This window comes from Mycobacterium sp. URHD0025 (assembly GCF_000426065.1).
In the GTDB taxonomy this organism is placed as follows: Bacteria; Actinomycetota; Actinomycetes; order Mycobacteriales; family Mycobacteriaceae; genus Mycobacterium.
The window spans coordinates 253,314-279,799 of the sequence record NZ_AUEQ01000013.1 but is presented as its reverse complement, the minus strand read 5'-3'; the positions used below and the strand labels follow the sequence as shown (position 1 = coordinate 279,799).

Below are 26,486 nucleotides of genomic sequence, written 5' to 3'. Positions count from 1 at the left end.
GGGTCAGGGCGGGGTGATGTGTTCGCCCCTGGAGAGGGGAGAGACGAAGGCGTCGCTGTACACCTGCGAGGGGTTGACGGAGATGTTCTTGTCCAGCCCGAGAAAGTTGTGACAGATATCGATCATCTTTTGGACTCCGGCATCGGACATGGTGCCGAACTGGCTGTTGGGGCTGTCGTCCGGCCAGTTGAGCGAGCATTGTTCGTCGAGTGCCTTGACCACGGTCTTGGTCTCGTAACCCTCGACCTCGCGATGGAAGTCCTCGGCGGAGGCCTCCGGGTTCTGGCAGGACCAGAGGAAGGCGTGTTGGAGTGCGTTGTTGAACTTCTTGACCCGGTCCGGCCGATTCTTGAGGCTCTCGTCGGAGAAGATGATTCCGTTGCCGTACAAATCGATTCCGAGATCTCGCCACCGCAGGACCACCGGGGTCTTTCCGAGGGCGTCGATTGCCGGCGCGTCCGAAACCGACAGGGCCAGGGTGGCGTCCCATTGTCCGGACAGCAGGCCGGGCAGTTTGGCGCTGCTGGCCGCGTGGACGACGTTGACGTCGCGTTCTTGCAGCCCGAGTTTGTTCAGTGCGTACGGCCACATGGAAGTCATGGCACCGGCGCCCTCGGTTGCCACCGTCTTTCCTTTGAGGTCGGCCCAGGTGTTGATCCCTTTGCCATCCATGCTGACGACGGCGTAGGCAGACTTCGCCTGCAGCAGGTTCACCTGCTTCACCTTGGCGCCGCGGCCCTGATTCATCACGGTGACACCGAAATCCGCCCAACCGGCATCCACCCGCCCGGTCTCGACGGCGGCCACGGTATTGCTGGAACCGGAGCCGGGCATGACGGTCACATCCAGTCCCTCGGCCGCGAAAAAGCCCCGGTGCACGGCTGAAAAGAACGGTGCATGTTTGGGCAGATATCCGACATCGACCATCAAGGACATCGAATTCTCCGAGCGGTCGGCTCCGCAGGCCGAGACCATGCACGCGGTGGCCGCGACGGCTGACAGCAACGCGGCGAGCTTGCGTGCTTTCTTCATCATGGCGTTCTTCGGGGCGTCGGTGTTACTTGGCATGGCTTTTCCACGGCATGAGTTTTCGGCCGGCCAGGTCGACGACGAAGAAGAGAATGAGGGCAATCGATGCCAGCACTATGAACGCCGCGAACATCGAGGCCAGATCCACCTGGCTGTTGGCCAGCATGATCACATACCCGAGACCCTTTGAGCCGGCGATGAATTCACCGACCACCGCACCGCCGACAGCCAGGGAGATCGATATCTTCGCGCCGGAGAAGATCGAGGGAAGCGCATAGATGAATTCGATCTTCGTCATGCGCTGAATGCTCGTCGCCCGGTTGATGCGGGCCAGTTCCTTCAATTCGTGCGGTACCGAGGCCAGGCCATCATAGGTGTTGATCACCAGGGGGAAGAACGCGATGGCCATCGCGACGAAGGCCTTGGACTCGAATCCGAAGCCGAACCACACGATGAACAGGGGCGCGAGAGCAACTTTGGGGATAGTGTCGATCGCAACCAGGGCCGGATACAGGAACGTTCTCAATGTCGGTGAGTAGTGCAGCAGGGCCCCGCAGATGACTCCCAACGCTGTTCCGAGAATGAAACCGGCCAGGGCCTCCTGAAGTGTGATGTAGGCGTTGTTGGCGAAGTATTCGGGCCGTCTGGCCAATTCGGCGAACGCGTCGATCGGTCCGACCAGGATGAACTCGGGTGGCTTGGCGATGACGACCACGAGCTGCCATAGGCCGAGGAGCCCGACGATTCCGGTGACAGCCTTCGCAGCGGTGATGAGTGTGTCGCGGCGGATCGTGGCACGACGAGGGGTTCGGGCGGCAGCCGACATCAGCGTCGTCACCGGTGTGCCGGCGGCTGTGTCGGGGTAGTGATTGGATGTGACCATCGGTTATCGGTCCTCACGAGAGTGGGCAAGAAGGTGCAAACGGCCGTCGAGTCGTCAGGCGAGACCGGTTGATTCTCATTCCGGTGTGCCGAGTTGGGTGGGAATCGGCGGTGACGGAACACCCTGATAGACAATCGGGAGATGGCGTCGTTCGATCGCGGCGGTGCTGACCGGCGTCGAACGACAGAAGGCACTCGGTCATGGTGCTGCACCGGCCAGGCGGGTAAGATCTGGGTCCAGCTGTTCGGTGAGAACATTTGCGCGGCTGATGATTTCGGCGAGCAAGGCGGATTCGTTATGGTCCAGGTCGGTCAGCGGTGGCCGGACGGGGCCGGCGGAGTGTCCGGTCAGGCGCATGCCAGCTTTGACAATGCTGACCGCGTATCCGGGCTGCCGGTCACGAATGGCTGTATAGGGCAACACAATTTCGTCGAGGCACCGGCGGACGGTTGCCGCGTCGCGCCGCCGCACCGCGGCGTAGAAGGCGAGCGCGAATTCGGGTAGGAAGTTGAAGATCGCCGAGCTGTAAGTTGTCACGCCGAGCTCGAGATAGGGCACCGCGAACAATTCTGCGGTGGGAAGTCCGCCGATGTAGACCAAGCGGTCACCGAGCGTGGCGTGTACGCGTGTCATCGCTTCGAGATCACCGACCCCGTCCTTGAAGCCGATCAGATTGGGGTAGGACTCGGCGACCTGAGCCAACACTGGAGCGGGATAGATCGCATTCGCGCGGTTGTACACCACGACACCCAATGACGTGCTCTCGCAGACGCTCCGTACATACTCGCCCAGCCCTTTGGGTGACGCCTCGGTCAGATACGGCGGAAAGAGCAGTACGCCGTCGGCCCCGGCGTCCTCAGCGGCGCGGGCCATCGCGACGGCTTGCCGGGTTCCCAAACCGGCCGGCGCCAGTACTGGAGTCGTTGTCGGGACGCTGGACACGGCCGCCCGAACCAAGACGTCGATCTCCTCGGGTGTCAGCGAGAAGAACTCGCCGGTCCCACCGGCGGCGAACAAGCCGGCGACCGCATGCGCGCCGAGCCGGGCGATGTTCGCGCGGTAAGCGTCCTCGTCGACCGCCAGATCTACGGTGAAGTGGGTTACCGGGAACGACAAGAGTCCGGAGCCGAGGCGTTGAGCCAGCTCATCGGGCGTGAAGGTGGGCAAGGGACCTCCTAGGTCACAGTTCTGGCTATCTGCGATCCCGGCCACAGTACGATCAGCCGCCGATGCGTGTCCAACATCTGTTTGGCATCAATTGATGCGGAGATTGAATGGAGGAAATTGGCTCAGGTGTGGTTTGCTCCTGATCTGTGAGGACTCGTCCTCGCGGCCGGGTGGCCTGGATTCTCCATCCGAGCGTTCTACAGATGGCGCAAAGCAGGGTGACCCCCACCATCGGCAACGCTGCTCAAACGGTGGAGGAGTAGGGAAGATTGGTGCTGGTCTGTGGGTCGACAACAACTGGTCTGCCCACATATGGGAAGGCGCGTTGCGGGCAGGTGGGCCGGTCGCAGACCCGGCAACCCGCTCCGATGGGCACAGTGGCCTCGGGGTTGCGAAGGTCGACGCCCACTGAATACACGAGCTTGTCGGCATGGCTCAGATCGCAGCCGAGGCCGATCGCGAAGCTCTTGGACGTGCCGAGGTAGCGGCTCGGCACGGAGACCGAGGTCTTCGCGATCCAGAAGTAGCTGCGTCCGTCGGGCATCTGGGCCACTTGGGTCAGGAATTCGCCAGGGCGAGAGAATGCATGGTGTACCACCCACAGCGGGCAGTTTCCACCCACCCTGGAGAAGTGAAAAGCAGTGGCGGACTGACGTTTCGAGATGTTCCCCGCGCTGTCGGTACGGACGAAGATGAACGGAACCCCGCGCGCATCCGGGCGCTGCAGGGTCGACAGGCGATGGCAGATCGTCTCGAATCCCACCTCGAAGCGGCGGGCGAGCTGATCGATGTCGTACCGCAACTCCTCGGCGGCGGCCAGGAACATCCGGTAGGGCAGCAGCAGGGCACCGGCGAAGTAGTTGGCCAGCCCGATCCGCGCCACATCCCTTGCCTCTGAGCTCAATTGGTCATCTGTGGCGACGATGGTGCTGATCAGTTCGGAGTGCATCACCAAGGCCATCTGGGTGGCGAGTTGAAACGCGCGCTGGCCGGGTAGCAGCCACCGCGCCACGTACAGCGTGCCCGCCTCGGGCAGGTACCGGCGTTTCATGCCGGGGCCCAGGACATCGCCGTCGTCCACGATGACCGAGATGCGGTACTCGGCGGACAGCAGCTCGGCCAGTTGGCGGTCGAGCCCGCCGATCCGTAGCCGGTGACGTGCGAAGAGGTCCTCGGCGGCGCGGTCGAGAGCGTCGATGTAATTGCGGCGGTCGTAGAAGAAGTCGCGCACTTCCTCGAAGGGCATGGGCTGCTGCGCACCCGTCTGCGCATCCAGGTTGGCCTGTCCGTGCACAGCCTCCAGTTCGGCGGTGGCATCGTGCAGGCGACGGTGCATGCTGACCATGGTTTGGCCGACCTCGGGCATGCGGGCCACAAGCTCCTCGACCTGCGCGGTGGTGGCACCGTCGGCCAGGATTTCGCGCAGGTCCGAAACCAGCCGCGCATCAGCATCCGGCGCGAAGTAGTGGGTGGGCAGATCGAAGCGATCGGACAGGGCCAGCAGCACGGGGACCGTGATCGGTCGCTGGTCGTTCTCGAGTTGGTTGACGTAGCTCGTCGACAATCCCAAAGCGCGCGCCAGCGCGACCTGCGTCAGGCCTTTCTCGTCACGTAGCCGGCGAAGACGGGCGCCGGCGAATGTCTTCGTCACCACTGGCGAGGCTACCCCGAGCAGCTTTCGCAACATTCGCAAAGATGATGGTGCAAGGACACAAAAAAACGCATTTACAGGTACTTTCCTGGGAGATCGCCTCTGCGTACCGTGCGGAATATGCGTGAACATGACGTCAGAACCCGGCGCAGTGCAGAGAACTTTCCGCGCACCGAACACTTGGCCTGGCAGATCGCCGAGGTCGCCGCGGACCCGGTAGCCGTACCGCCCGAGACCGAGGAAATGGTGATCAACCGCATCATCGACAACGCCGCCGTGTCGGCAGCCTCGGTGATCCGGCGCCCGGTGACCGTGGCGCGCACCCAGGCACTCGCGCACAGGACACCTCGGGGTGCCACGGTTTTCGGTGTCGAGGGCACGGTGTCACCCGAATGGGCGGCCTGGGCGAACGGCGTCGCAGTTCGCGAACTCGACTTCCACGACACGTTCCTGGCTGCCGAATACTCCCACCCGGGCGACAACATCCCCGCGCTCGTCGCCGTGGCGCAGCAGCTGGGCGTGAACGGCGCCGACCTGATCCGCGGCATCGCCACCGCCTATGAAGTGCAGGTCGACCTGGTCAAGGGAATCTGCTTGCACCAGCACAAGATCGACCATGTCGCCCACCTCGGGCCTTCGGTCGCCGCCGGTTTGGGCACGATGCTGCGGCTCGATCCCGAAACCATCTATGCCGCAATCGGTCAGGCGTTGCACCTGACCACCGCCACCCGTCAGTCGCGCAAGGGCCTGATCTCCAGCTGGAAGGCCTATGCACCGGCGTGGGCCGGCAAGGTGGCCATCGAAGCCGTCGATCGGGCGATGCGCGGCGAGGGATCGCCGGCCCCGATCTGGGAGGGCGAGGATGGCGTGATCGCCTGGCTGCTTGCCGGTCCCGAGCACACCTACCAGGTTCCGCTGCCCGGACCGGGCGAACCCAAGCGCGCCATCCTGGACACCTATACCAAGGAACATTCGGCGGAGTACCAGAGCCAGGCGCCGATCGACCTGGCCCGACGGATGCGGGAGCGGATCGGTGATCTGGATCAGATCGCGACGATCGTGCTGCACACCAGCCACCACACCCACGTCGTGATCGGCACCGGGTCCAACGATCCGCAGAAATTCGACCCGGACGCGTCCCGCGAAACTCTGGATCACTCCGTGATGTACATCTTCGCCGTCGCGTTGCAAGACGGCACCTGGCACCACGAGCGGTCCTACGCGCCGGAGCGCACGCACCGGCCCGACACCATCGCGCTGTGGCGCAAGGTCTCCACTGTCGAGGATCCGGAGTGGACCCGGCGCTACCACTCGAACGACCCGGCCGAGAAGGCGTTCGGTGCCAAGGCCGTCGTCACCCTCAAGAGCGGAGAGACGATCGTCGACGAACTCGCCGTCGCCGATGCACACCCGTTGGGGGCCCGCCCGTTCGAACGCGAGCAGTACCTGGCCAAGTTCGCCGAGCTGGCCGACGGTGTCGTCGACGCCGAAGAGCAGCAACGGTTCCTGAGTGCGGTCGAGAGCGTTTCGGTGACCAAGTCCGGCGGGCTCGGCGCACTCAATGTCCGGGTGGATCCGCGGGTGCTGGACAAGGCGCCGACGGTGCCCTCGGGGATTTTCCACCAATGAACGGGTTATTCGGCTCTGCCACGTCCTCGGCCGACAAGCGCCGAGAGTTCCGCCGCGGTTTGGAATCCGGTCGGCTCCTGCGCTTTCCCGGCGCGTTCTCCCCGCTGGTGGCCAAGCTCGTTGCCGAGATCGGCTTCGACGGCGTCTACGTCTCGGGTGCAGTCCTGTCCGCGGATCTCGGTCTGCCAGACATCGGGTTGACCACGCTGACCGAGGTGGTGGGGCGCGGTGCCCAGATCGCTTCGGCCACAGATCTTCCGACGCTGATCGACGCCGATACCGGATTCGGTGAACCGATGAGCGCGGCCCGGACTGTGACGCTGCTCGAAGACGCCGGCCTGGCCGGACTCCACTTGGAAGACCAGGTGAATCCCAAGCGGTGTGGACATCTCGACGGCAAGGCGGTGGTCGAGACGGCCGCAATGGTCAAGCGGCTGCGGGCCGCGGTCTCGGCGAGGCGTGATCCCGATTTCGTCATCTGCGCCCGCACCGATGCCGCAGGGATAGAGGGGGTCTCCGCGGCGATAGACCGGGCCAAGGCCTACGCCGATGCCGGTGCCGACCTGATCTTCACCGAGGCTCTGCACAGCCCTGCGGATTTCGAACAATTCCGGGAGGCCGTGGACGTCCCGCTGCTGGCCAACATGACCGAATTCGGAAAGTCCGAACTGCTGACGACCCGGCAGTTGTCCGAGATCGGCTACAACGCGGTGATCTACCCGGTCACCACACTGCGCCTGGCCATGTATGCCGTGGAGGTAGGTCTACGCGAAATTGACTCGGCGGGTTCGCAATCCGGTCTTCTCGATCGGATGCAACACCGAAGCCGGCTCTACGAACTCCTGCGTTACAACGACTACAACCAGTTCGACTCCGATATCTACAACTTCTCGCTTCAAGGGGCGACGCGATGACCGTTACCGCGAATGACACAGCCGCGCCCCGAATTTACAAGGGTCTGGCCGGCGTGGTGGTCGATACCACGGCCATCTCCAAGGTGGTGGCCGAGACCAACACGCTGACCTACCGCGGTTACCCGGTGCAGGACCTGGCCGCGCAGTGCAGCTTCGAACAGGTGGCGTACCTGTTGTGGCATGGCGAACTGCCCACCGATCAGGAGCTCGCCTTGTTCACCCAGCGTGAGCGGGCCTCCCGCCGGATAGACCGTTCGATGCAGTCACTGCTGGCGAAGCTGCCGGACAACTGCCATCCGATGGATGTGGTGCGCACGGCGATCAGCTATTTGGGCGCCGAGGATCCGGAGGAGGACGACAGCAGCGCTTCGGCCAATATGGCCAAGGCCCTGCGGATGTATGCGGTCCTGCCCACAATCGTCGCAGCCGACATGCGTCGCCGTCGGGGTCTCGGGTCCATCGCGCCGCACAGCCACATGGGCTACTCGGAGAACTTCCTGCACATGTGCTTCGGCGAAGTCCCTGAGCCCGCCGTGGTCAAGGCATTCGAGCAGTCGATGGTGCTCTACGCCGAGCACAGTTTCAACGCGTCGACCTTCGCCGCCCGGGTGGTCACCTCGACGCAGTCCGACAGCTACAGTGCGGTCACCGCGGCCATCGGTGCCCTAAAGGGGTCCTTGCACGGCGGCGCCAACGAAGTCGTCATGCACGACATGCTGGAGATCGGTTCGGCCGACCGCGCCCCGGAATGGCTGCACGGCAAGCTGTCGCGCAAGGACAAGGTGATGGGTTTCGGCCATCGGGTCTACAAGAACGGTGACTCCCGGGTGCCCACCATGAAGGCCGCACTGGCCAGTGTGTCCGAGGTTCGTGGCGGGCAGCGCTGGATGGACATCTACAACGTGCTGGAGAGCGCGATGTTCGCGGCCACCAAGATCAAACCCAACCTGGACTTCCCGACCGGCCCCGCCTATTACCTGATGGGGTTCGACATCCCGTGCTTCACACCGATCTTCGTGATGAGCCGGATCACCGGCTGGACCGCCCACATCATGGAGCAGGCCGCTTCGAATGCGCTGATCCGCCCGCTCAGTGACTACAGCGGACAGCCGCAGCGCGCGCTCTCGTGATCTCCACGGGCGGCACCGTCACCTCGGCTCAGCTCGGAACGGCGACTGGGAGTTGTATGGGGCAAAGTTGAGCCGCCGAGTGTGGGATAGCCCACATCTGGGCGGGTGGGCCGGGACGGAATTGGCTGAGACGCGTCGCCGAAGGAGAAAACCGACCACAACCAGCCCGCCTGCTTGGCAGGGGTGTTCGCGGAGAACGTCCGATTGCCGTTCTCGGCGAGACGAAGTGCGGTCATTGCGGTCTGCAGCCGAGAGCGCAGCTCTGTGAGGCGAAAAAGACTGTTGTACTGCGCGTTTGAAACTGCACGGAAATATTGACGATTGTTTTGGGTTTTATCTGAGCTCGGCCTGTGTGCCGAAAGGAACGCCCCATCGTCGGAAGAGTTTTGATTAGTCTCACCCTCGCTGATCTGAGGAGGCAGCGGGTCCGGGCGTGGCGCACCATCGAAGTGCGCCCGCGACCCGCGCCGGGAAAAGGGGGATGGGCATTTGACGTGCGATGAAGTGGTGCAACACAAGGGAACTGGTGTTGTCTGTCCTCGAACGCGGCGCGCGTGACGAACGTGCCGGCGCAGGTCGAGGGTTCGATCGCGGAGGCTCCGTCGCACCGGGATGACTACCCGGTGCTTCCACGGGAACTCAAGAGTGTTTCCGAGGCCGTGCGGCGTACCCCGGGGCCTCCGGTTCCACAACTGGTGCGGCCAAGCGCGATTCGTGTTGCCGCCGATGACGATGCTTCGCTGATCGCGGAGTGGATGAATCGGCCGCACCTGGCGGAGACCTGGGAATACGACTGGCCCGTCGAGCGCTGGCGTAAACATCTGAAAGCCCAGTCGGACGGTGACTACTCACTTCCGCTTGTGCTGAGCATCGGTGGGGTGGACCGCGGCTACCTCGAAATCTACCGCGCTGCCAAAGATTCCATCGCCGATCGGTATGACAGTCAGCCTCACGATCTGGGGCTGCACGGCGCGATCGCCGACGAGGAGCTGGTCAATCGGGGACTCGGCCCGATGCTTCTGCCGAAGATCGTCGCAAGTGTTCTGACCGCTGATCCCGAGTGTGAGCGGATCATGTTCGACCCCGACCACCGCAACACAACGGTTCGTGGGTTGTGCGAATTCGCAGGCTGCCGGTTTCTCGGCGAGCACGAGATGTCCAACCGCAGGATGGCGCTCTACCAACTCGACCGGAACACCGCCCGGAAATGGATGTCCTGAGCCCCGTCCGCCAAACCGGCTGCCTGACAGCCGGTTCCAACGCAATCAATCGATCCCGTACCGGAAACGAAAGGTGAGGCTGGGTCCCATCGACCAGCCGGGTATTCACATATGACCGCTACCGATTCATCCACATCGCCCGCTGTGACCGACGGGCTGCTCTCCATCCTGCGCGATGATCTCGAGCTGCCATGTCAGTCCCTCAGTGCCAGTACACGTCTCGTCGACGACCTCGGGATGGATTCCGTCTCGTTCGCAGTGGGACTGGTGACGATCGAGGAGAAGTTCGGTGTGCAGCTGAGCGAGGAAGATCTCATCACCTGCCGCACCGTGGGTGATCTGCAGTCGGTGATCAACCGCAGGAGCGCGGAGTGAACCCGCTCGCGGGCGCCCTTCGGGAGGCGATGGTCGGCTCACCCCACGATCTGGTGGTCCTGGATCGCGACACCGATACCTGGCAGCGCCGCCCCTGGCCCGAGGTACACGGGATCGCCGAGCAGATTGCGGCCTACCTACTTGGCCGCGACCAGCCCGGCGCGGTGGGGCTGGTCGGCGAACCGACGGTCGAATTGGTTGCCGCCATCCAGGGTTCGTGGCTGGCCGGCGCCGGGGTGTCCATCCTTCCGCGTCCCCAGCGCGGCGCCGAACCGTCGGAGTGGGCGCACGCGACGTTGTCGCGGTTCAGCAGCATCGGCGTCACCACCGTGTTCAGCTACGGCGCCACCCTGCAACTGCTTCGAGACGCCGGCTCCCCGCTGGCGGTGTGCGACATCGCCGATGCCGCACGCACATCGACATCGACGCAGCTGCGGTATCCCGACAATGCCGACGTGGCCATCCTGCAGGGCACCGCCGGATCCACCGGCACTCCGCGTACGGCGATGTTGGCGCCGGAGGCTGTGCTCAACAACCTTCTGGCCATCACGCAGCGATTGTCCCTGAGCCGCAATGATGTCGGCTGCACGTGGTTGCCGATCTATCACGACATGGGTCTGGCGATGGTGTTGGCGTCGACAATGTCCGGTATGCCGCTGTGGCTGGCGCCCACGGGCGCCTTCTCGGCGGCACCGCTGCGGTGGGCCGAATGGCTCTCCGAATCGTCGGCGACCTTCACCGCCGGACCGAATTTCGGTTACTCGGTGCTCGGCCGATTCGCCAACCGCGTCTCCGATGTCGATCTCGGCGCGGTGCGGATCGCGATCAACGGCGGTGAGCCCGTCGACTGTGCCGGTGTCGAACGCTTCGCCGTCGGCATGAGCCGATTCGGCTTCGACGCGGCAGCGATGGCGCCTTCCTACGGGATGGCCGAGTCGACGTGCGCGGTGACCATCCCGGCGCCGGGGGAAGGCCTGCGCATCGACATTCCGGACGCCGCGGACACCGGACGGCGCTATGCGTTGCTCGGCCGTCCGGTGCCGGGCATGGAGATCCGCATCGTCCCGTCTCCGCACGACGAGACCGGTGAATCCGGCGAAGTCGAGATCCGCGGTTCGTCGATGATGGCGTCCTACCTGGGACATGCACCCGTCGAGGCGGGCAGCAACGGCCAGTGGTTCCCGACCGGCGACATCGGCTACCTCGTCGACGGCGCACTGGTGATCTGCGGGCGGTCCAAGGAGATGATCACGATCGCCGGGCGCAACATTTTCCCCACCGAGATCGAGCAGGTCGTCGGCGAAGTGGAGGGAGTCCGGGAAGGAGCGGTCGTGGCGGTCGGCACGGAATCCGGCGCGGCACAATCGCGGCTGCTGGTGGCGGCGGAGTTCATCGGGACCGAGCAGGACACCACTCGCAGCGCGGTGATCAGGCGGGTGGTGTCGGTGTGCGGGGTCACCCCCGCCGACGTCGTACTCATGTCGCCGGGGTCCTTGCCGCGCACCTCGTCAGGGAAACTCCGGCGACTCGAGGTGCGCCGCCAACTGGAGGCCGCGCGGTAGCGATGAGTTTCGCGTCCAGCCCTGGTCTAATCAGCATCCAATGTTGACTGAACGGGAGAGAACGCGTGGCTCAGCTGCTCAAGGTCCAGAACTTCAATGTCTCCAGCGACGGATTCGGGGCAGGCGAGAATCAGAGCTTTGAGCGTCCGTTCGGTCACGCCGATCCGGGCGAGATGTTCGCCTGGGCCGGCGCCACGGCGAGCTGGCCCAACCGCACCGAGCCGGGCGGCAGTCGTGGCCTCGACGACTACCTCACGCGCGATTTCCACCACAACATCGGTGCCGAGATCATGGGCCGCAACAAGTTCAGTCCCTATCGCGGGGCCTGGGAGAACGACGAATGGCAGGGCTGGTGGGGCGACGAGCCGCCTTTCCACACTCCGGTGTTCGTCCTGACCCATCATGAGCGGCCGTCGTTCACCCTGTCCGACACCACATTCCACTTCGTCGACGCCGATCCGGCCACCGTGCTCGAACAGGCCCGTACCGCCGCGCAGGGCAAGGATGTGCGTCTGGGCGGGGGAGCCAGCACTATCCGGGAGTTCCTCGACGCCGATCTGGTCGACACCCTGCATGTGGCGGTGTCGCCGGTCGAGTTGGGCAGCGGGTCCCGCCTGTGGGAATCACCTGATGAGTTGAACGACCGGTTCCATCACGACGTAGTGCCCAGCCCCAGCGGCGCGGTCACTCACCACCTGTTTTGGCGGCGGTGAGTGTCCAGCTTCGCGATGCGGTGACCACCGACAGACCGTTGCTGAGTTCTTCGCTTTCGTAACCCGAGCAACCGGTAAACCAGTTTTTTGAATTGCCATCGACCGATGGCGCGTTCCGATTACGCTTCGCTTGCCTGACGCAGGCGTCAATATCAAGATCGGAGCTCTCCAATGGTTCGTGCACTCATCGCGGCAGCGATATTCGGTGGTCTGGTCATGGGCGGAGCGGCCACGGCCGCAGCCGACCCGTATTACAAGAACTGCACCGCAGCCCGGCAGGCAGGCGCGGCGCCGATACATCAGGGGGAGCCCGGATATGCGGAACATCTGGATCGCGACGGTGACGGCGTCGCCTGCGAGTAAGCCCCGTCAAGTAAGAGCCCCGTCCCGAGAGGGGCGGGGCTCTTACTTCTCAAATGCACTGGCGAAGAGTTCAATCTCGGCAACGAACTCCACGCTCGAAGGTGCGGATCACGGCGGGCGCGGCCGCGTGCTGGGGCATCAGTCCGTCCTTGGAGTCCTGGCAGGCCCACATGACCAGACCGTAGAGCGCGTGTTCGAGCCATTGGGTGCTCGACTCCGGGTCGAATACACCTTCGGCCTGGCCGCGTTCGATCAGAGTCGTGAGGTAGGTGTTGTCAGGCATCGCCTCGGGTGGCAGGCCGCGCAGAACGGTGGGGTCGTCGAAGAGAAACAGGAGCCGGTTGCCCACCGAGATCATCGCGTTGATGACGCGGCGCATCGCGTCGATGGGGCAGCCATCGTCGGGCGCGGCAGCGGCTACGGCGTCACTCACCACCCGCACCGAGTCGACGATCGTCGCATTGATCAGGCTTTCCCGGTCCGGGAAGTAGCGGTGCACGGTGGTGCGCCCGACGCCGGCCGCCTTTGCGATTTCGGGCAAGGTGGCGGTCCGGTCGTCGGCCAGGACTGCGGCGGCGGCCTCGATGATGGCCCCGCGGGTTCGCGCCTGGGTGCCCGAGAGCTCGCCTGTGGTCATCCGTCGATGGTATCGACGGATGTCACGAGGGTCTTGCGACCGGTATCGGCGTCGTCCGGTCCGACAGGAAACGCGCGGGACGTTGCCGGACAGGCAGCGGCCACCAGAACCACCGGCCGAGGATCGCGGCGATCGTCGGCGTCATCAGCGAACGCACGACGAGGGTGTCGAACAACAGACCAAGGCCGATGGTCGTGCCGCCCTGGCCGATGGCGATCAGATCGCTGGTGGCCATCGACGCCATCGTGAAGGCGAACACCAGGCCGGCGGCGGTGACCACACCACCGGTGGCACCCATGGCCCTGATGATGCCGGTGTTGATACCCGCGCTGACCTCTTCCTTCATCCGCGAGACCACCAGCAGGTTGTAGTCCGACCCGACCGCCAACAGGATGATGACCGAGAACGCCAGGGTCATCCAGTGCAGATCCATCCCGAGCAGGTACTGCCACACCAGCACGGACAGACCGAACGACGCGGCCAGGGAAAGGATCACGGTGCCGACGATGACGAAAGACGCGATCAGGGCACGTGTGATCAACAGCATCACGATGAAGATCAACGTGATCGCGCCGCACGCCGAGATCAACAGATCCCACTGGGCACCGACCTGGATGTCCTTGTAAGTGGCCGCAGTGCCGCCGAGGTAGATCTTGGCGTCGGCGAGGGGAGTTGTCTTGATCGCCTCGCGTGCCGTCTTGAGGAGGGGATCGACGTGCGAAATGCCTTCGGAGGTCGCCGGATCCACGTCGTGGGTGATGATGAACTGCGCGGCCTGCCCGTCCGGCGAGACCATCAGATCAAGCCCCCGTTTGAAGTCCGGATTGTCGAACGCCTCGGGCGGCAGGTAGAACGAATCGTCGTTGCGGGCGTCGTCGAACGCCTGGCCCATCACCGATGCGGTGTCGGTCATCTTGCCGATCTGATCGACCAGTCCGTTGAACGTGCTGAACATCGTCTTCATCGTGCCCTGCATGGACTTCGAGATGGCGATCAACGGTGGCAGTTGCGCCACCAACTGCGGCATCAGCTGATCCATCTCGTTCATGTTCTTCACCGATTGCGAAAGGGTTTCGGTCATGGTGTCGATGCCGTCGAGCCCGTCGAACAACGAGCGCATGGAATGGCACATCGGGATGTCGTAGCAGTGCGGTTCCCAGTACAGGTAGTTGCGCATCGGCCGCATGAAATCATCGAAATCAGCCATGTGATCCCGCATTTCGTTGGTGCTGGCCTGCATGTCGTTCATGCTTGAGGTGAGTTCGTGGGTGATGTCGGTCATCCGATTCATCAGACCCAGCATGTTCTCCATGATCGTGATCATCCGGCCGAGATCGTCGGTGAGCGTATTCATGTCGCCCATGCGCTCGCGCAGGAACTGCAGGTTCTCGGTCATCGACACCGATTGCATGCTCACCTGGAACGGCACCGAGCTGTGTGCGATGGGCCGGCCCAGCGGGCGGGTGATGCTCTGTACGCGCGCGACTCCGGGCACGCGGATCAACTCCCTGGCGATCTTGTCCAGCACGATCATGTCGGCCGGATTGCGCAGATCCCGTCCAGCGTCGACGAGCAGCAGATCGGGATTCATCCGAGCGGCCGTGAAATGTCTTTCGGCGGCGGCGTATCCGACATTGGACGGCAGATCCTTGGGAATGTAGAGGCGCTCGTTGTAGGAGGTTTTGTAGCCGGGCAGGGCGAGCAGCCCGACCAGAGCCACCGCTATGGCCGCGGCGAGGATGGGAACCGGCCAGCGCACCACCGAGGTGCCGAGCCTGCGCCACCCGCGCGAGCGGATCTCGCGCTTGGCATCGAGCAAGCCGAACCGGCTGCCGACCACCAACATTGCCGGTGCAAGGGTGAGTGAGGCCAGCACCACCACGGACATGCCGATGGCACTCGGGACGCCCATGGAGCTGAAGTAGTTCAACCGGGTGAAGTGCAGACACAGCATGGCGCCGGCCACCGTGAGACCTGAGCCGAGGATGACGTGCCCGACGCCGTGAAATGCGGTGTAATAGGCGTCTTCTCGTTCCTGGCCCTTCTGCCGGGCCTCTTGGTATCGGCCGACGAGGAAGATGGCATAGTCGGTTCCGGCCGCGATGGCCAACGAGGTCAGCAGGCTTACGGAGAACGTCGACAAGCCGAGCAGGCCGGCGTGGCCGATGGCGGCCACCACACCACGTGCCGCCGACATCTCCAGCAGCACCACGATCAGCATCAGCAGCATGGTCGCGAGCGACCGGTAGACGACGATCAGCATCACGGCGATCACGGCGATCGTGACGAAGGTGATCTTGACCATGCTCTTGTCGCCGGCTTCGTTCATGTCCGTGGTGAGCGGACCTTGGCCGGTGACATAGGCTTTCACGCCCGCAGGTGGGTGCGAGTCATCGATGATCTTGCGCACCGCGGCCACCGATTCGTTGGCCAGCGTCTCGCCCTGATTGCCCGCGAGGTTGACCTGAACGTAAGCGGCCTTGCCGTCGGTGCTTTGGGAACCGGCCGCGGTGATCAGGTCGCCCCAGTAGTTCTGCACGTGCTGAACGTGTTCGGTGTCGGCCTGCAGTGTGCGGACCAGCTCGTCGTAATAGTGATGGGCTTCGGCGCCGAGTGGCTCGTCACCCTCCAGCACGACCATCGCGATCGTGTCGGAGTCGAATTGATCGAAACGCTCGCCGATCTTCTTCATCGCCACCAGTGCCGGTGCGTCCTGCGGTGACAGCGAGACCGCGTGCTCGTGACCGACGACCTCGAGTTGGGGGACGAGGGCGTTCAGAACGACGACCAGCACCACCCACGCCAGGATGATCGGGATCGCGGCGATGCGGATGATGCGGGCAACGCCCTTGTGTTCGCGTGTGGCGCTGTGGTTACCGGCACTGTGGTTACTGGCACTGTGGTTACTGGCACTGTGGTTGCTCATCAGGCGGCCTTGTCCAAGCAGAAGGCCTGGGCGTCGTGCTGAGTCACGGTCTGCTCATCACGGACGTCTCCGTTGACCACGATCCGGCAGGTGATCACGTCGCTGTCTCCTTGTGCAACCACGTTGGCGAACACCGTCGGCAGGGTTGTGACCACCTCGTGCCGCCACGGCAGCGAGCTGAAACTCTCGGTGTGGGGTTGGGCGTCGGCATCCAGGAAGCTGACGTGCCCACTGGTGCCGCTGAGGCCCTCGATCTCGTAGACGACGCGCTTCGGGTTGAACTCCACGATGTCGTCGCCGGCGGACTGGCCCGGATCGGTGTTGATGTGGGTCCCGAAGATTCCGTGCATCCGATTCATCGCAAACCCGCTGATCGCCACTGCCGCCACCAACACCAGTGGTATCCAGAATCGCTTCGCAAGCCGAGAAACCGCCGCCACGGCACATCCACCTTTCCGGAGCTGCGCACGGCGACGAAACCCTCCGACCGCGCATTAGTCGGCTGAACGTAACAGTCCCTTAGTGGATCTTCAACGTTCCATTAAGGAATGTTGATCTTCCTCACAGTTACTTCCCAAACGGAATTTTTAGCTTCCCGCGAAGCGGTGTGCAGCGCACACGGTCTCCGGGATCTGTTTCCAGCGAACAAGTTTGGGCTACGAAACCTGGCGTCCCAACACCGCGTCGGCGCTGCGCTCGGTTTGCCGCCGGCCCGAGAGAGTTGCCTCGGCCGGTGGCAAACTTATGTGGTGAGCGGGCGCACCGGGGACCCCGCACAGTAGGCGGCAATGTCCTCGACGATGTCCCGGTAGAAGATCGTCATCACGCCCTCGGTGACGTATCCGAGGTGCGGGGTCAGCAGCGTGTTGGGCAGCCTCGCCAACGGGTGTTCCGGCGGCAAGGGCTCCTGCTGGTAGACATCCAGCGCCGCGCCGCGAATCGTCTGGCTGCGTAGTGCTTCCACAAGTGCGTCCTCGTCGATCAGGCCGCCACGTGAGGTGTTCACCAGGATCGCCGACGGCTTCATCGCGTCGAGTTCGGCCGGTCCGATCAAGCCGCGCGTCGTCTCGGCCAGCACCATGTGCAGCGACACCACGTCGGCATCGGCGAAAAGAGCATCCCGATCCACCCGCGTGACACCGGCTTTGGCGGCGCGCTCGTCAGTGAGGTTGGGACTCCACGCGATGACGTCCATGCCGAAGGCCTTGCCGATCGCGGCCACCCGGCTGCCGATCCGTCCCACCCCGACCAGACCCAGGGTGGCCCCGGACAGATCGGTGCCGACCGTGCTCTGCCACAGCCCGCCGCGGATGCGCTGATCCTCGACGACCAGGTGGCGCTGCAGTCCGAGGATCAGTGCCCACGTGTGTTCGACCGTCGGTGTGATGGCTCCGCCGGTGCCCGACACGGTGATGCCGAGGCCAAGCGCGGCGGCGACGTCAATGGCCGCGTTGAAGGGTCCGGTGGTCACGAGCAGTTTGAGCGCGGGCAACTGGGCGAGCAGCGTCGCGTCCAGCGGGGTGCGTTCCCGCATCGCGACGACGACCTCGTGGCCGGCCAGGGTCTCGACCAGCGCAGGGCCGGGCGCGATGTGTTCTCGCAGTGACGTGATCTCGGTGGCGCGGGGAATCGGTGACCAGTCGACGGTGTCGGCGATTCCCTGGTAGTCGTCGAGAACGGCGATCCGCAGCGGCTCGGTCATGGATCAGTAGGCATTCGGATCGTTCTGCACGGCCGGCGGCACGGGGTGCTGGTAGAGCTGGGATGCGTTCTCCCAGGTGATCTTCCGGATCACCTCGGCGGGGAGGCCCTGGATCTGTTCGTGGATGATGCGCTGGGTGTGCGGCCAGGTCGAGTCGCAGTGCGGGTAGTCGGCTTCGAGCAGGATGTTGCCGGTACCTATTCGCTCGTGCTGGATGAACGACGACTGGTCCTCGACCGCGCAGAACCAGAAGTTCCTGGTGAACACCTCTGCGGGGGAGAGGGTTTCGCCCAACGCTTTCCATGTCCCGTACATCTGGTGGTAGCTCAGCATGTGGTCCAGACGATCGAGTAGCCCCGCCACCCAACCGATTCCGCCTTCGGACAGACATATCTTGAGATTCGGGTACCGGCTGGGCAGCCCGGAGTACAGCCAATCGACCGCGGCGGTGATGGCGTAGGCGAAGAACAGCACACCCTGAACGTCCGGCGGAGCGTCGTCGGTGGTGGACGGCGCGGAACCGCTGGAGCCGATGTGCAGGTTGACCACTGTGCCCGTCTCGGCGCACGCGGCCATCATCGGTTCCCAGTACCCCGAGTGGATGGTCGGTAGCCCCAGCATCGCGGGGTTCTCGCTGAACGTCACCGCGTGGAAGCCGCGTTCGGCATTCTCGTAGATCATCTGGGCGCCGACCTCGGGGTCGAGGAGCCACGGCAGCTGGCAGGGGATGATCCGGTCGGGATACGAACCAGCCCACGCTTCGAGATGCCAGTCGTTCCAGGCCCGCACCGCGGCCATCGCCAGGTCCTGGTCCTTGGTCACCTGCTGCAACCGCTGGCCGGCGAACCCCGGTAGGAACGACGGGAAGTTGAGCGACGCGTACACGCCGTTGAGGTCCATGTCCTTGACGCGTGCATGAATGTCCCAGGCGCCCCGGCGCATCTCGTCGAATCGCGCGGGCTCGAACCCGTACTCATCGACCGGGCGGCCGACCACGGCGTTGAAACCCACGTTGGGCAGCGACTGCCCGTCGTACATCCAGGTCTGTCCACCATTTTCGGTGTCGACCACCTTCGGGGCGCGGTCGGCGAACTTGCGTGGTACCCGGCCGGTGAAGGTGTCCGGCGGTTCGACGATGTGATCATCGACGGAGATCACCGTGTAGAGGCGTTCTGCCCGCTGCGGTTCCGGCAGAAACGTGACCGTGCGGTCGGCGCCCTTGTTGGCGGTCGTGAAGTCGAGATTGCCGGCAAGCTCGTCGATGGACTTCATGGCTGAATCTCCTTGCTGCGTCAGACCAGAACTTCAGGATCGGCCTTGATGGTCATGCGGGCGGCCCCGGCCCAGTACACGTCGGCGGCCCGTTCGACGAGCGAGGCCTGCATGCCGTACATGTCGGAGCGGTTCATCGCCGTCGGCTCCCGACCGGTCAGCATCACCTGATAGGCCAGTTTGCAGACCCGGTCGATCGACGCGGCCCGATACACGGCCTCGGCCACGGTGCCTCCGGTGGTGATCACACCGTGGTTGGCCAGGATGGTCAGATTGGCGGCGCCGATCCGCTCCGCGAGCTCACGGGCGCGCGGTGCCGAATCGACTTCGCCGTCATAGGTTTCGATGAAGCACATGTCATCGAGGAACAGCGATCCGGTCTGATGCACCAGGTCCGGCAGTTTCCCCAACGCGGCGATGAGGCTGACGTAATAGGGGTGGTTGTGGATGACGACGCGGGCATCGTCGCGTATGCGGTGCAGTTCGGTGTGAATGTGGATGGCCGGGGTGACGTCCCAGCGACCCCGCACCACGTGCGCATCTTCGTCGACCACACAGATATCGGATGCAGTGAGCTCCTGCCACCACAGCCCCCACGGGTTGACCAGCATTTCGGCGCGCCCCTCGGGCTGCCAGGTGATGTGGCCGGCCATGTTCTCGGCGAATCCGATGGCGGCCAGGTGCCGGAACGCCACGGCCAGCGTCTGCTCCTCGCTCAGATCGACGCCTATCGGCGGTGTGACCGACGGAGACCACACTTTCAAACCGCCCTGGCGCATCTCACCGACGTTCATGGCCGTCTCCCAACCGCATCCGGATATCTTCGCGGAGTTGTCCTTTGGCGATCTTCCCGCCCGACGACCGGGGCAGCTCGTCTAGCACGACGAGCCGCTCGGGCAGCAGTTCCTTCGACATCCCCTGGTCCAGAAGGTGCTCGATGAGCCCAGGAAGGTCGATCGTATGGCTGTTGGCGGGTGCTACCGGCGCCACAAGCTCGATGTAGACGCAGACCTTCTCGCCGAAGACCGGGTCGGGCATCGCCACCGCGGCCGCCACGGCCACCGAGGGGTGAGTCATCACCGCATCCTCGACCTCGCCCGCACTGATGTTCTTGCCTCCGCGCACGATGAAGTCTGAGGTCCGGCCGGTGACGGACAGATAACCGTCGGCATCGATCTCGCAGATGTCGCCCATCCGCATCCAGCCGTCGCGGGTGTAGAGCTTGTCGTGATCCACACCGCCCAGATAGCCCAGGCTGGTGGCCGGCCCCCGGCAGGCCGGTTGCCCACGGCCCGTCGTGGTCACGTCGTCTTCCCCGTCGAACAGGCGGACGGCCATCTCAGGCACCAGCCGGCCGGCCGTGCGCAGCCTGCGTTCGCGGGAATCACGCAATGAAGTCCCGCTCAACAGACCGGTTTCGTTGGAGCCGTAGAACTGCAGGATGGTGGCACCGGTGAGTTCCTCGAAGTCGGCTGCCCGCCGGTACGGCAGTGCCTCACCGCCGGTGAAGACCACGCGAAGCGAGCTCAGGTCATACTCACGCGATGCCGGGTCGGCCATGATCATCATCAATTGAGTGCTGACACAGCACAACACGCTGACCCGGTGGCGGTCGATCGCCTCGCACGCGGCCGCCGCGTCGAACCGTTCGAGCAGGATCGTGCTGGCACCGAGGTAGATCGGTGTGGTGTGCGCAGTCCAGATGCCGAACCCGAACGGCGCCGGGATGACGGGCAGGAAGACGTCGTCGGAACTCAACGCCCCGTTGGCGACCGCCTGCTGATGAAAGTAATGCCACCGGTTCTGGGTGTGCACCACACATTTGGGTAAGCCCGTGGTACCCGAGGTGGAGTTGATCAGGAATATGTCGTCGGCTCCGACGCCCGCGGCCGGCGGTCGCGAGGGGGTGTCGGTGTCGAGGGACAAACCGTCCAACACGAGCGCGCTGATCTCAGGAGTCAGTCCCGACGCGGTGGCACGTGCCGCCGAGTGCCGCGCCGTGTCACTGACCAGCAGGCGCGGCGCAGTGGTCCGCAGGATCTGCGTGGCCTCGCGAGTCCCGGCGCGGGCACCGATCCCGACGACGACGGCGCCGCATCGCTCGATCGCCACGAACAGCACATGGATGGCCGCGGTATCGCCGTGCCAGACCGCGACGCGATCGCCCGGTCTGACACCCAGGCCGGCCAGTTGGCCAGCGAGTAGTGATGCGGCACAGTCGAATTCGTTCCAGCTGAACGTGGTGGACGGGTAGTCGACATAGGCCGGCTTGTCGGGTTGGGCGCGGGCGTGTTCGCGCACGGTCTGTGAGAGTGTGCGGTCCGACCACCACCCGGCCGAGCGATAGCGGGCCGCGTCTGCGGGATCAATGGCGGCCTCGCCGACCTTCATGACCAAATCATATGAAAATAAGGATCTGTGTCAACGGTCACATTGTCGGCCGCCGTCCGCTCCGCGATCATGGTCGGCGCGGGACCGAGCGCGCCCACGTCCGGACCATCGTCGGATCGACCACTCCATCGACACCCGGGTACTGCTGGGCGTTGACCAGATGCGCCGCGGCCAGATCATGGGCGCGCTGCGCGTCGCCCATGTCAATCGCGTCGATCACCTGCCGATGGTCTTCCAGGACCGCCCGGCGCTCCTCGACGGGCACCGTCGAGTGATCGGTCACCTGCGCCGACCAGTTTTGCTCGTGGGCGGACCACAGTGCCTCCAGCGCGCCCGCCAGAATGATCATCGTCTCATTGCCGCAGTGGCGCACCAGAGCTTCGTGATACCGGCGGCTCGCCGACGTCGCCTGCTGCAGGTCCGACACCGATCTGACCGATTCTTCGTGTAATTCACGAAGAATGGGCACGACCGTGCGCTTGCGGTCGGGGCGCTGGGCGCAGAGCGCGGCACATGCCGGCTCGACTTGCAGTAGTGCGACACCCACATCGGCGAGGCCCACCTGCCCGGCACCCAAGACCAGTCCCATCGTGTATGCGAGGTTTGCCGAGTCGGGCCGGTGCACCACCGCGCCGCCGAGCTTTCCGCGCCGGACCGTCAACAGGCCCTCGGCCTCCAGGATCCGCATGGCTTCGCGCAGCGACGGTTTGCTGATCGGATATTCGACCAGGAGCTCATCCTCTTTGGGCAGGATGCTGCCGTCGGCCAGTTCGCCGGTCAGGATCCGACGGCGCAGCTGCTCGGCGACCTGTTCGCCAAGTCGCTGGAACCGGACATTGGGCTGCGCCACGCATCGAGTGTGCCAGAAGGGCAGCCCTTGAGGGCTGTGCTCGGAGCCTTGTATCCAAATGATTTGTCTCATACGGTGAGCCATGCAGAAGTGGACCATCGGCACGCTGACGATTCACTGCGTTATGGAAACGGTGGTGCCGACCCGACCTGACCGGCTGTTTCGCGAACTGCCTGCCGAATTGCCGCGCTGGCTGTACCCGCACTACGTCGACGACGCCGGCAATCTGCTCGTGGCCATCCAGTCGTTCGTCATCGAATCCAACGACGAGCTCGTGGTGGTGGACTGCTGCTTCGGGGAAGGCCACGACCTGCCGTATCAAATACCCATCGACCCGGACCAGTACGGGCAGTCGTTGGCCGCCGCCGGATTCAGCCCCGATGACGTGACCACTGTCGTGTGCACTCACCTTCACCTCGACCACGCCGGGCGCAACACCTCCCCGCGTGACGGCGCCTGGGTCCCCACCTATCCCAACGCGACGTATCTGGTCACGGCCGACGAGTACGCGTCATGGCGGCAATCGTCGGCCCCCAACCGCTCGGCTGCTGAGACCGTCGAACCGCTTGTCGCACATGATGTTCTGCGCCTCACCGAAACGGATCACGCGATCACGGACGAGATCCGGCTGATGGCCACACCCGGTCATACGCCTGGGCATGCGGCGGTGCGCATCGAATCGGACGGGGAGGTGGCCGTCATCAGTGGGGATGTCATCCATCACCCGATCCAGATCACCCACCCCGAGGTGCAGGCCCTGCCCGACGAGGATCCGGCCATGGCCGCCGCGACGCGTGACCGACTCCTGCGACACGTTGTCGACGAGCAGGCCATCTTGTTCGGCACCCACTTCGCGACACCGACCGCAGGCACCGTCATATCCGACGACGGCAGGCTGATGTGGGTGTCGATGTAGAGCGGCGGACGAGTCAGTCCGCGGTGTGAACGATGAGAATGTCGATCTTGACGCGGCGGGCGATCGTGGCGGGCACCGAGCCCAACAGGCGCCCGGCGACGGAGTCCAGTCCGATGTCGCCGACGACGATCAGATCCGCCTTGACCTCGGTGGCCAGTTTGACGAGTGCGTCGACCGGCGCACCCTCGACCGCGTGCTCAGCGATGTCCTTTGCGCCGACGGCCTTCGCGCGGTCGCGTGCCACCTGAAGGATCTCGTAGACGGGGGCGGCCCCGTGCACCTTGTAGCTCTCGCCTTTGAGGGTGTCGGCGGCGCGCGTGTCGACCACATGATCGTGCGACGGTGGCCGCGACCAGCTGCCCTTCTCGACATGGGGTTGGAACGCGCTCGCGAGGATGAGCTTCGCGTTCTCCTGCGCGGCGATCGTGGCGGCACGGTCGACCGCACGCAATGACGAGTCCGAGCCGTCGGTCCCGACAACTATGGTCCGATACGTGCTCATGTTGTCTCCGAACTGTCGGCTACCAGGACAAACAGACCTTAATGCACGTCAATCTTCCGCCGGTGGAGATTGGGCTTCGCGCCGCGTCGTCAAGGATCAACCGAGACAAGTGTCAACCATCAGCCGACGTCACACAGATGGAAAGTGGTTTTCGGTCATGTCCGCCGAGTAGGCGGCAACGTTGAAGGCCCCTGCCAACTGAGAAATTGGCCAAATGCGCTTGATGCTTTCGCCGAACGGGCACGCCGGCGAGGCTAACGCCGAAACGAGCAGGCTGCCGAGCGCGTTCGCTAATCAGACGAGCTGCGTGAGATTCAGGCTCACCTTTTGTATTGAGTGAGTTGTAGTGAGCAAGCACTCGACCGACGTGGAGTTGTCGGATGTGCGGGGTACCGTGCGCTCAAGAATGAGAAGCACACGTCAAACGAACGAGACATGGCACCCCCGACAGGATTCGAACCTGCAACCGACCGGGTAGAAACCGGATGCGCTATCCGTTGCGCCACGGGGGCAAGTCGGACCACCACAATTTACACCGCGTGGATGTCGTTACCGAAACGGATATGCACGTGGGCTGCTCGAACCACACCCGATGAAGCGAGCGAGTCAGTGGGTCGACATCACACCAAAGACAAAGGCGATCTCGGCGTCGCAAAAGCGCATGCCGACCTGGTTGGCAAGGGTTTCTACGTGCTGTTCCCCGCGACCGAGCATGCGCCGTTCGACCTTGTGGCGTACGCGGCGGGCACCTTCCACCGCATTCAGGTGAAGTACCGGTCGGCACGAGCTGGAGCGGTCAGACTCAACTTCCGGTCCACGTGGGCCGATCGCCGTGGCGCGCACAGCACGCCCATCGACAAGGACGCGATCGACGTCATCTGCATCTACTGCCCGGACACCGACGAGTGCTACTACATCCGGCCCATCGATCACGGCGTTTCCGTCAATCTCCGGATCACGCCGACCAAGAACGGTCAGCAGAAACGGATTTTGACGGCCGCCTCGTTTCGCGACCTACCGGACAAACACCTCCCGCCGATCGGCGAAACCCGTACTTCGGCGTGAAGGGGCGGTGACGCGCGAGGGACGCCCGGCAAAGCGGAGCCGCGGAGCCAGTGGCGGACTAGCGTGGACGCTGCACTGGCGGCCAGGGGGAGGGGAGAGGGACCACGCTATGAGCGACGTGCCGGAGTTGGACGCGGCCGGACTGCCTGAAGAGCTGAGCGCAGTCGATCAGCTGTTGCATCGGGGAGAGGCAAACCCGCGCACCCGATCCGGGATCATGGGTGTCGAGATTCTCGACACCACACCGGATTGGGACCGTTTCCGGACCCGGCTCGAGTACGCGTCGCGCAGGGTGCTGCGGCTGCGTCAGAAGGTGGTCATGCCCACGCTGCCCACGGCGGCGCCGCGGTGGGTCGTCGACCCGGATTTCAATCTGGACTACCACGTACGGCGGATGCGGGTGCCCGAGCCGGGCACCCTGCGCCAGGTATTCGACCTGGCAGAAGTGGCATTGCAATCGCCGATGGACATCTCGCGTCCGCTGTGGAGCGCGACGCTGGTCGAGGGGCTGGCCGACGGGAAAGCCGCCACCATCCTGCACCTGAGCCATGCGGTCACCGACGGTGTCGGCCTCGTCGAGATGTTCGCCAGCCTCTATGACCTCGAACGCGATCCGGAGCCCACCGCGACGCCCCCGGTGCCCATCCCGCAGGACCTGTCCCCGAACGACCTGATGCGCCAGGGCATCAACCGGCTCCCCGGCTCCATCGCCGGTGGAATCATCGGTGCGCTCGGTTCCGCAGCGCGCGCGGCGACAAAGGTCGTGCGGGATCCGGTATCCGCGGTCAGCGGAGCGGTCGATTACGCGATGTCCGGCGCTCGGGTGATGGGCCCGGCCGCCCATCCGTCGCCGCTGCTGCGCCGCCGCAGTCTGTCCACTCGTACCGAAGCGATCGACATACCGTTCGGCGATCTGCACCGCGCGGCCAAGGCCGCAGGCGGTTCGATCAACGACGCTTACCTGGCCGGCTTGTGCGGTGCACTGCGGCTCTACCACGACGCCTTGGGCATCCCGTTGGAGACGCTGCCGATGGCAGTGCCGGTGAACCTGCGTTCGGAGGACGACCCGGCCGGGGGCAATCGCTTCGCCGGAGTCAATCTGGCCGCGCCGGTCGGCATCGCCGACCCGGAAACCCGGATCAAGGCCGTTCGATCGCAGATGACCAGCAAGCGTGAAGAGCGTGCCATCGACGTGGTCGGCCTGATCGCACCGGTACTCAGCCTGCTGCCCGACACTTTCCTCGAATCGATGGCAGGGTCGGTGGTGAACTCCGATGTTCAGGCCAGCAATGTGCCGGTATTCCCCGGTGACACCTACATCGCCGGCGCGAAGATCCTGCGGCACTACGGCATCGGCCCGCTCCCAGGGGTGGCGATGATGGTGGTGCTCATCTCCCGCGGCGGCTACGTCAGCATCACGGCCCGCTACGACCAAGCGGCCATCACCGACGGACCGCTGTTCGCCCGATGCCTGGTGGCGGGTTTCGACGAGGTGCTGGCACTCGGCGGGGAGGGCCGCGCGGTGCCGGCCTCGTTCAGTCTCGACGACTCCTCGGCGACGAACGGGAGTGCTGCACAGTGACTTCGAA

24 protein-coding genes and 1 tRNA gene are annotated in these 26,486 nt (G+C 64.4%); 11 read left to right on the top strand and 14 right to left on the bottom strand.

Going from position 1 to position 26,486, the window contains the following annotated elements:
* Positions 1-3: 3 nt before the first annotated feature.
* From H977_RS0121610 to H977_RS0121595, 4 genes are all read right to left on the bottom strand, one after another.
* On the bottom strand, positions 4-1,068 hold the full coding sequence (locus H977_RS0121610) for an ABC transporter substrate-binding protein (RefSeq protein ID WP_231396025.1): 1,065 nt from the start codon (positions 1,066-1,068) through the stop codon (positions 4-6).
* Positions 1,058-1,912, bottom strand: a complete 855-nt coding sequence (locus H977_RS0121605) for an ABC transporter permease (protein ID WP_036476625.1) — start codon at positions 1,910-1,912, stop codon at positions 1,058-1,060. The genes H977_RS0121610 and H977_RS0121605 overlap by 11 nt, the downstream gene beginning before the upstream one ends.
* Positions 1,913-2,110: 198 nt before the next feature.
* Positions 2,111-3,079: a 5-dehydro-4-deoxyglucarate dehydratase gene (gene kdgD, locus H977_RS33630; protein WP_051288983.1), complete on the bottom strand. Its 969-nt coding sequence runs from the start codon at positions 3,077-3,079 to the stop codon at positions 2,111-2,113.
* A gap of 244 nt (positions 3,080-3,323) precedes the next feature.
* Entirely contained in the window at positions 3,324-4,766 is a 1,443-nt protein-coding gene (locus tag H977_RS0121595; RefSeq protein WP_051288982.1) for a short-chain fatty acyl-CoA regulator family protein, read from the bottom strand.
* A gap of 84 nt (positions 4,767-4,850) precedes the next feature.
* Between H977_RS0121595 and prpD the strand changes: the two genes are divergently transcribed.
* The 8 genes from prpD (at position 4,851) to H977_RS0121555 (ending at position 12,636) form a co-directional block, all read left to right on the top strand.
* Positions 4,851-6,359 (top strand): 2-methylcitrate dehydratase PrpD, encoded by a 1,509-nt coding sequence (gene prpD, locus H977_RS0121590; RefSeq protein ID WP_029109824.1) that lies wholly within the window; start codon positions 4,851-4,853, stop codon positions 6,357-6,359.
* On the top strand, positions 6,356-7,273 hold the full coding sequence (gene prpB / locus H977_RS0121585; protein WP_029109823.1) for a methylisocitrate lyase: 918 nt from the start codon (positions 6,356-6,358) through the stop codon (positions 7,271-7,273). Before prpD ends, prpB begins: the two co-directional genes overlap by 4 nt.
* Positions 7,270-8,403 carry a bifunctional 2-methylcitrate synthase/citrate synthase gene (locus tag H977_RS0121580; protein WP_029109822.1) on the top strand — a complete coding sequence of 378 codons (1,134 nt, stop codon included), beginning with the start codon at positions 7,270-7,272 and terminating at the stop codon, positions 8,401-8,403. The genes prpB and H977_RS0121580 overlap by 4 nt, the downstream gene beginning before the upstream one ends.
* Before the next feature lie 623 nt (positions 8,404-9,026).
* On the top strand, positions 9,027-9,623 hold the full coding sequence (locus H977_RS0121575; protein WP_029109821.1) for a GNAT family N-acetyltransferase: 597 nt from the start codon (positions 9,027-9,029) through the stop codon (positions 9,621-9,623).
* A gap of 48 nt (positions 9,624-9,671) precedes the next feature.
* Entirely contained in the window at positions 9,672-9,998 is a 327-nt protein-coding gene (locus H977_RS0121570; protein WP_286162665.1) for an acyl carrier protein, read from the top strand.
* Positions 9,995-11,560 carry a long-chain-fatty acid--ACP ligase MbtM gene (gene mbtM / locus H977_RS0121565; protein WP_029109819.1) on the top strand — a complete coding sequence of 522 codons (1,566 nt, stop codon included), beginning with the start codon at positions 9,995-9,997 and terminating at the stop codon, positions 11,558-11,560. The genes H977_RS0121570 and mbtM overlap by 4 nt, the downstream gene beginning before the upstream one ends.
* Before the next feature lie 65 nt (positions 11,561-11,625).
* On the top strand, positions 11,626-12,273 hold the full coding sequence (locus H977_RS0121560; RefSeq protein ID WP_029109818.1) for a dihydrofolate reductase family protein: 648 nt from the start codon (positions 11,626-11,628) through the stop codon (positions 12,271-12,273).
* Positions 12,274-12,444: 171 nt separating this feature from the next.
* Positions 12,445-12,636, top strand: coding sequence for an excalibur calcium-binding domain-containing protein (locus tag H977_RS0121555; protein ID WP_029109817.1), 192 nt, complete (start codon positions 12,445-12,447; stop codon positions 12,634-12,636).
* 70 nt (positions 12,637-12,706) lie between these two features.
* On the opposite strand, the gene H977_RS0121550 is transcribed toward H977_RS0121555, so the two are convergent.
* From H977_RS0121550 to H977_RS0121515, 8 genes are all read right to left on the bottom strand, one after another.
* Positions 12,707-13,273: a TetR/AcrR family transcriptional regulator gene (locus H977_RS0121550; protein WP_029109816.1), complete on the bottom strand. Its 567-nt coding sequence runs from the start codon at positions 13,271-13,273 to the stop codon at positions 12,707-12,709.
* Between the two features lie 22 nt (positions 13,274-13,295).
* On the bottom strand, positions 13,296-16,199 hold the full coding sequence (locus H977_RS33620; RefSeq protein ID WP_051288981.1) for an MMPL/RND family transporter: 2,904 nt from the start codon (positions 16,197-16,199) through the stop codon (positions 13,296-13,298).
* Positions 16,199-16,639 (bottom strand): MmpS family transport accessory protein, encoded by a 441-nt coding sequence (locus H977_RS0121540; RefSeq protein ID WP_029109815.1) that lies wholly within the window; start codon positions 16,637-16,639, stop codon positions 16,199-16,201. Before H977_RS0121540 ends, H977_RS33620 begins: the two co-directional genes overlap by 1 nt.
* 302 nt (positions 16,640-16,941) lie before the next feature.
* Entirely contained in the window at positions 16,942-17,901 is a 960-nt protein-coding gene (locus H977_RS0121535) for a D-2-hydroxyacid dehydrogenase family protein (RefSeq protein WP_196808286.1), read from the bottom strand.
* 3 nt (positions 17,902-17,904) lie between these two features.
* Positions 17,905-19,173 (bottom strand): amidohydrolase family protein, encoded by a 1,269-nt coding sequence (locus H977_RS0121530; RefSeq protein WP_029109813.1) that lies wholly within the window; start codon positions 19,171-19,173, stop codon positions 17,905-17,907.
* A 20-nt stretch (positions 19,174-19,193) separates the two neighbouring features.
* Entirely contained in the window at positions 19,194-19,967 is a 774-nt protein-coding gene (locus H977_RS0121525) for a class II aldolase/adducin family protein (RefSeq protein ID WP_029109812.1), read from the bottom strand.
* A complete protein-coding gene (locus H977_RS0121520; protein WP_029109811.1) occupies positions 19,954-21,564 on the bottom strand; it encodes a class I adenylate-forming enzyme family protein in 1,611 nt (536 codons plus the stop codon). The genes H977_RS0121525 and H977_RS0121520 overlap by 14 nt, the downstream gene beginning before the upstream one ends.
* A gap of 67 nt (positions 21,565-21,631) precedes the next feature.
* The gene (locus H977_RS0121515) at positions 21,632-22,414 is read right to left on the bottom strand and encodes a FadR/GntR family transcriptional regulator (protein ID WP_029109810.1); all 783 of its coding nucleotides are present in this window, start codon (positions 22,412-22,414) and stop codon (positions 21,632-21,634) included.
* Positions 22,415-22,496: 82 nt separating this feature from the next.
* Here H977_RS0121515 and H977_RS0121510 point away from each other — a divergent pair, with 82 nt between their 5' ends.
* Positions 22,497-23,330, top strand: coding sequence for an MBL fold metallo-hydrolase (locus H977_RS0121510; protein ID WP_029109809.1), 834 nt, complete (start codon positions 22,497-22,499; stop codon positions 23,328-23,330).
* Positions 23,331-23,343: 13 nt separating this feature from the next.
* Here H977_RS0121510 and H977_RS0121505 read toward each other — a convergent pair whose 3' ends face one another.
* Complete coding sequence (locus H977_RS0121505) at positions 23,344-23,832, bottom strand: universal stress protein (protein WP_029109808.1); 489 nt, start codon at positions 23,830-23,832, stop codon at positions 23,344-23,346.
* A gap of 436 nt (positions 23,833-24,268) precedes the next feature.
* Positions 24,269-24,344, bottom strand: a tRNA-Arg gene (locus H977_RS0121500).
* Between the two features lie 97 nt (positions 24,345-24,441).
* On the opposite strand from H977_RS0121500, the gene H977_RS0121495 reads away from it, so the two are divergent.
* Together H977_RS0121495 and H977_RS0121490 are read left to right on the top strand one after the other, a co-directional pair.
* Positions 24,442-24,897, top strand: coding sequence for a group I intron-associated PD-(D/E)XK endonuclease (locus H977_RS0121495; protein WP_029109807.1), 456 nt, complete (start codon positions 24,442-24,444; stop codon positions 24,895-24,897).
* Between the two features lie 109 nt (positions 24,898-25,006).
* Positions 25,007-26,479, top strand: a complete 1,473-nt coding sequence (locus H977_RS0121490) for a wax ester/triacylglycerol synthase family O-acyltransferase (RefSeq protein ID WP_029109806.1) — start codon at positions 25,007-25,009, stop codon at positions 26,477-26,479.
* The last annotated feature ends 7 nt before the right edge of the window (positions 26,480-26,486 follow it).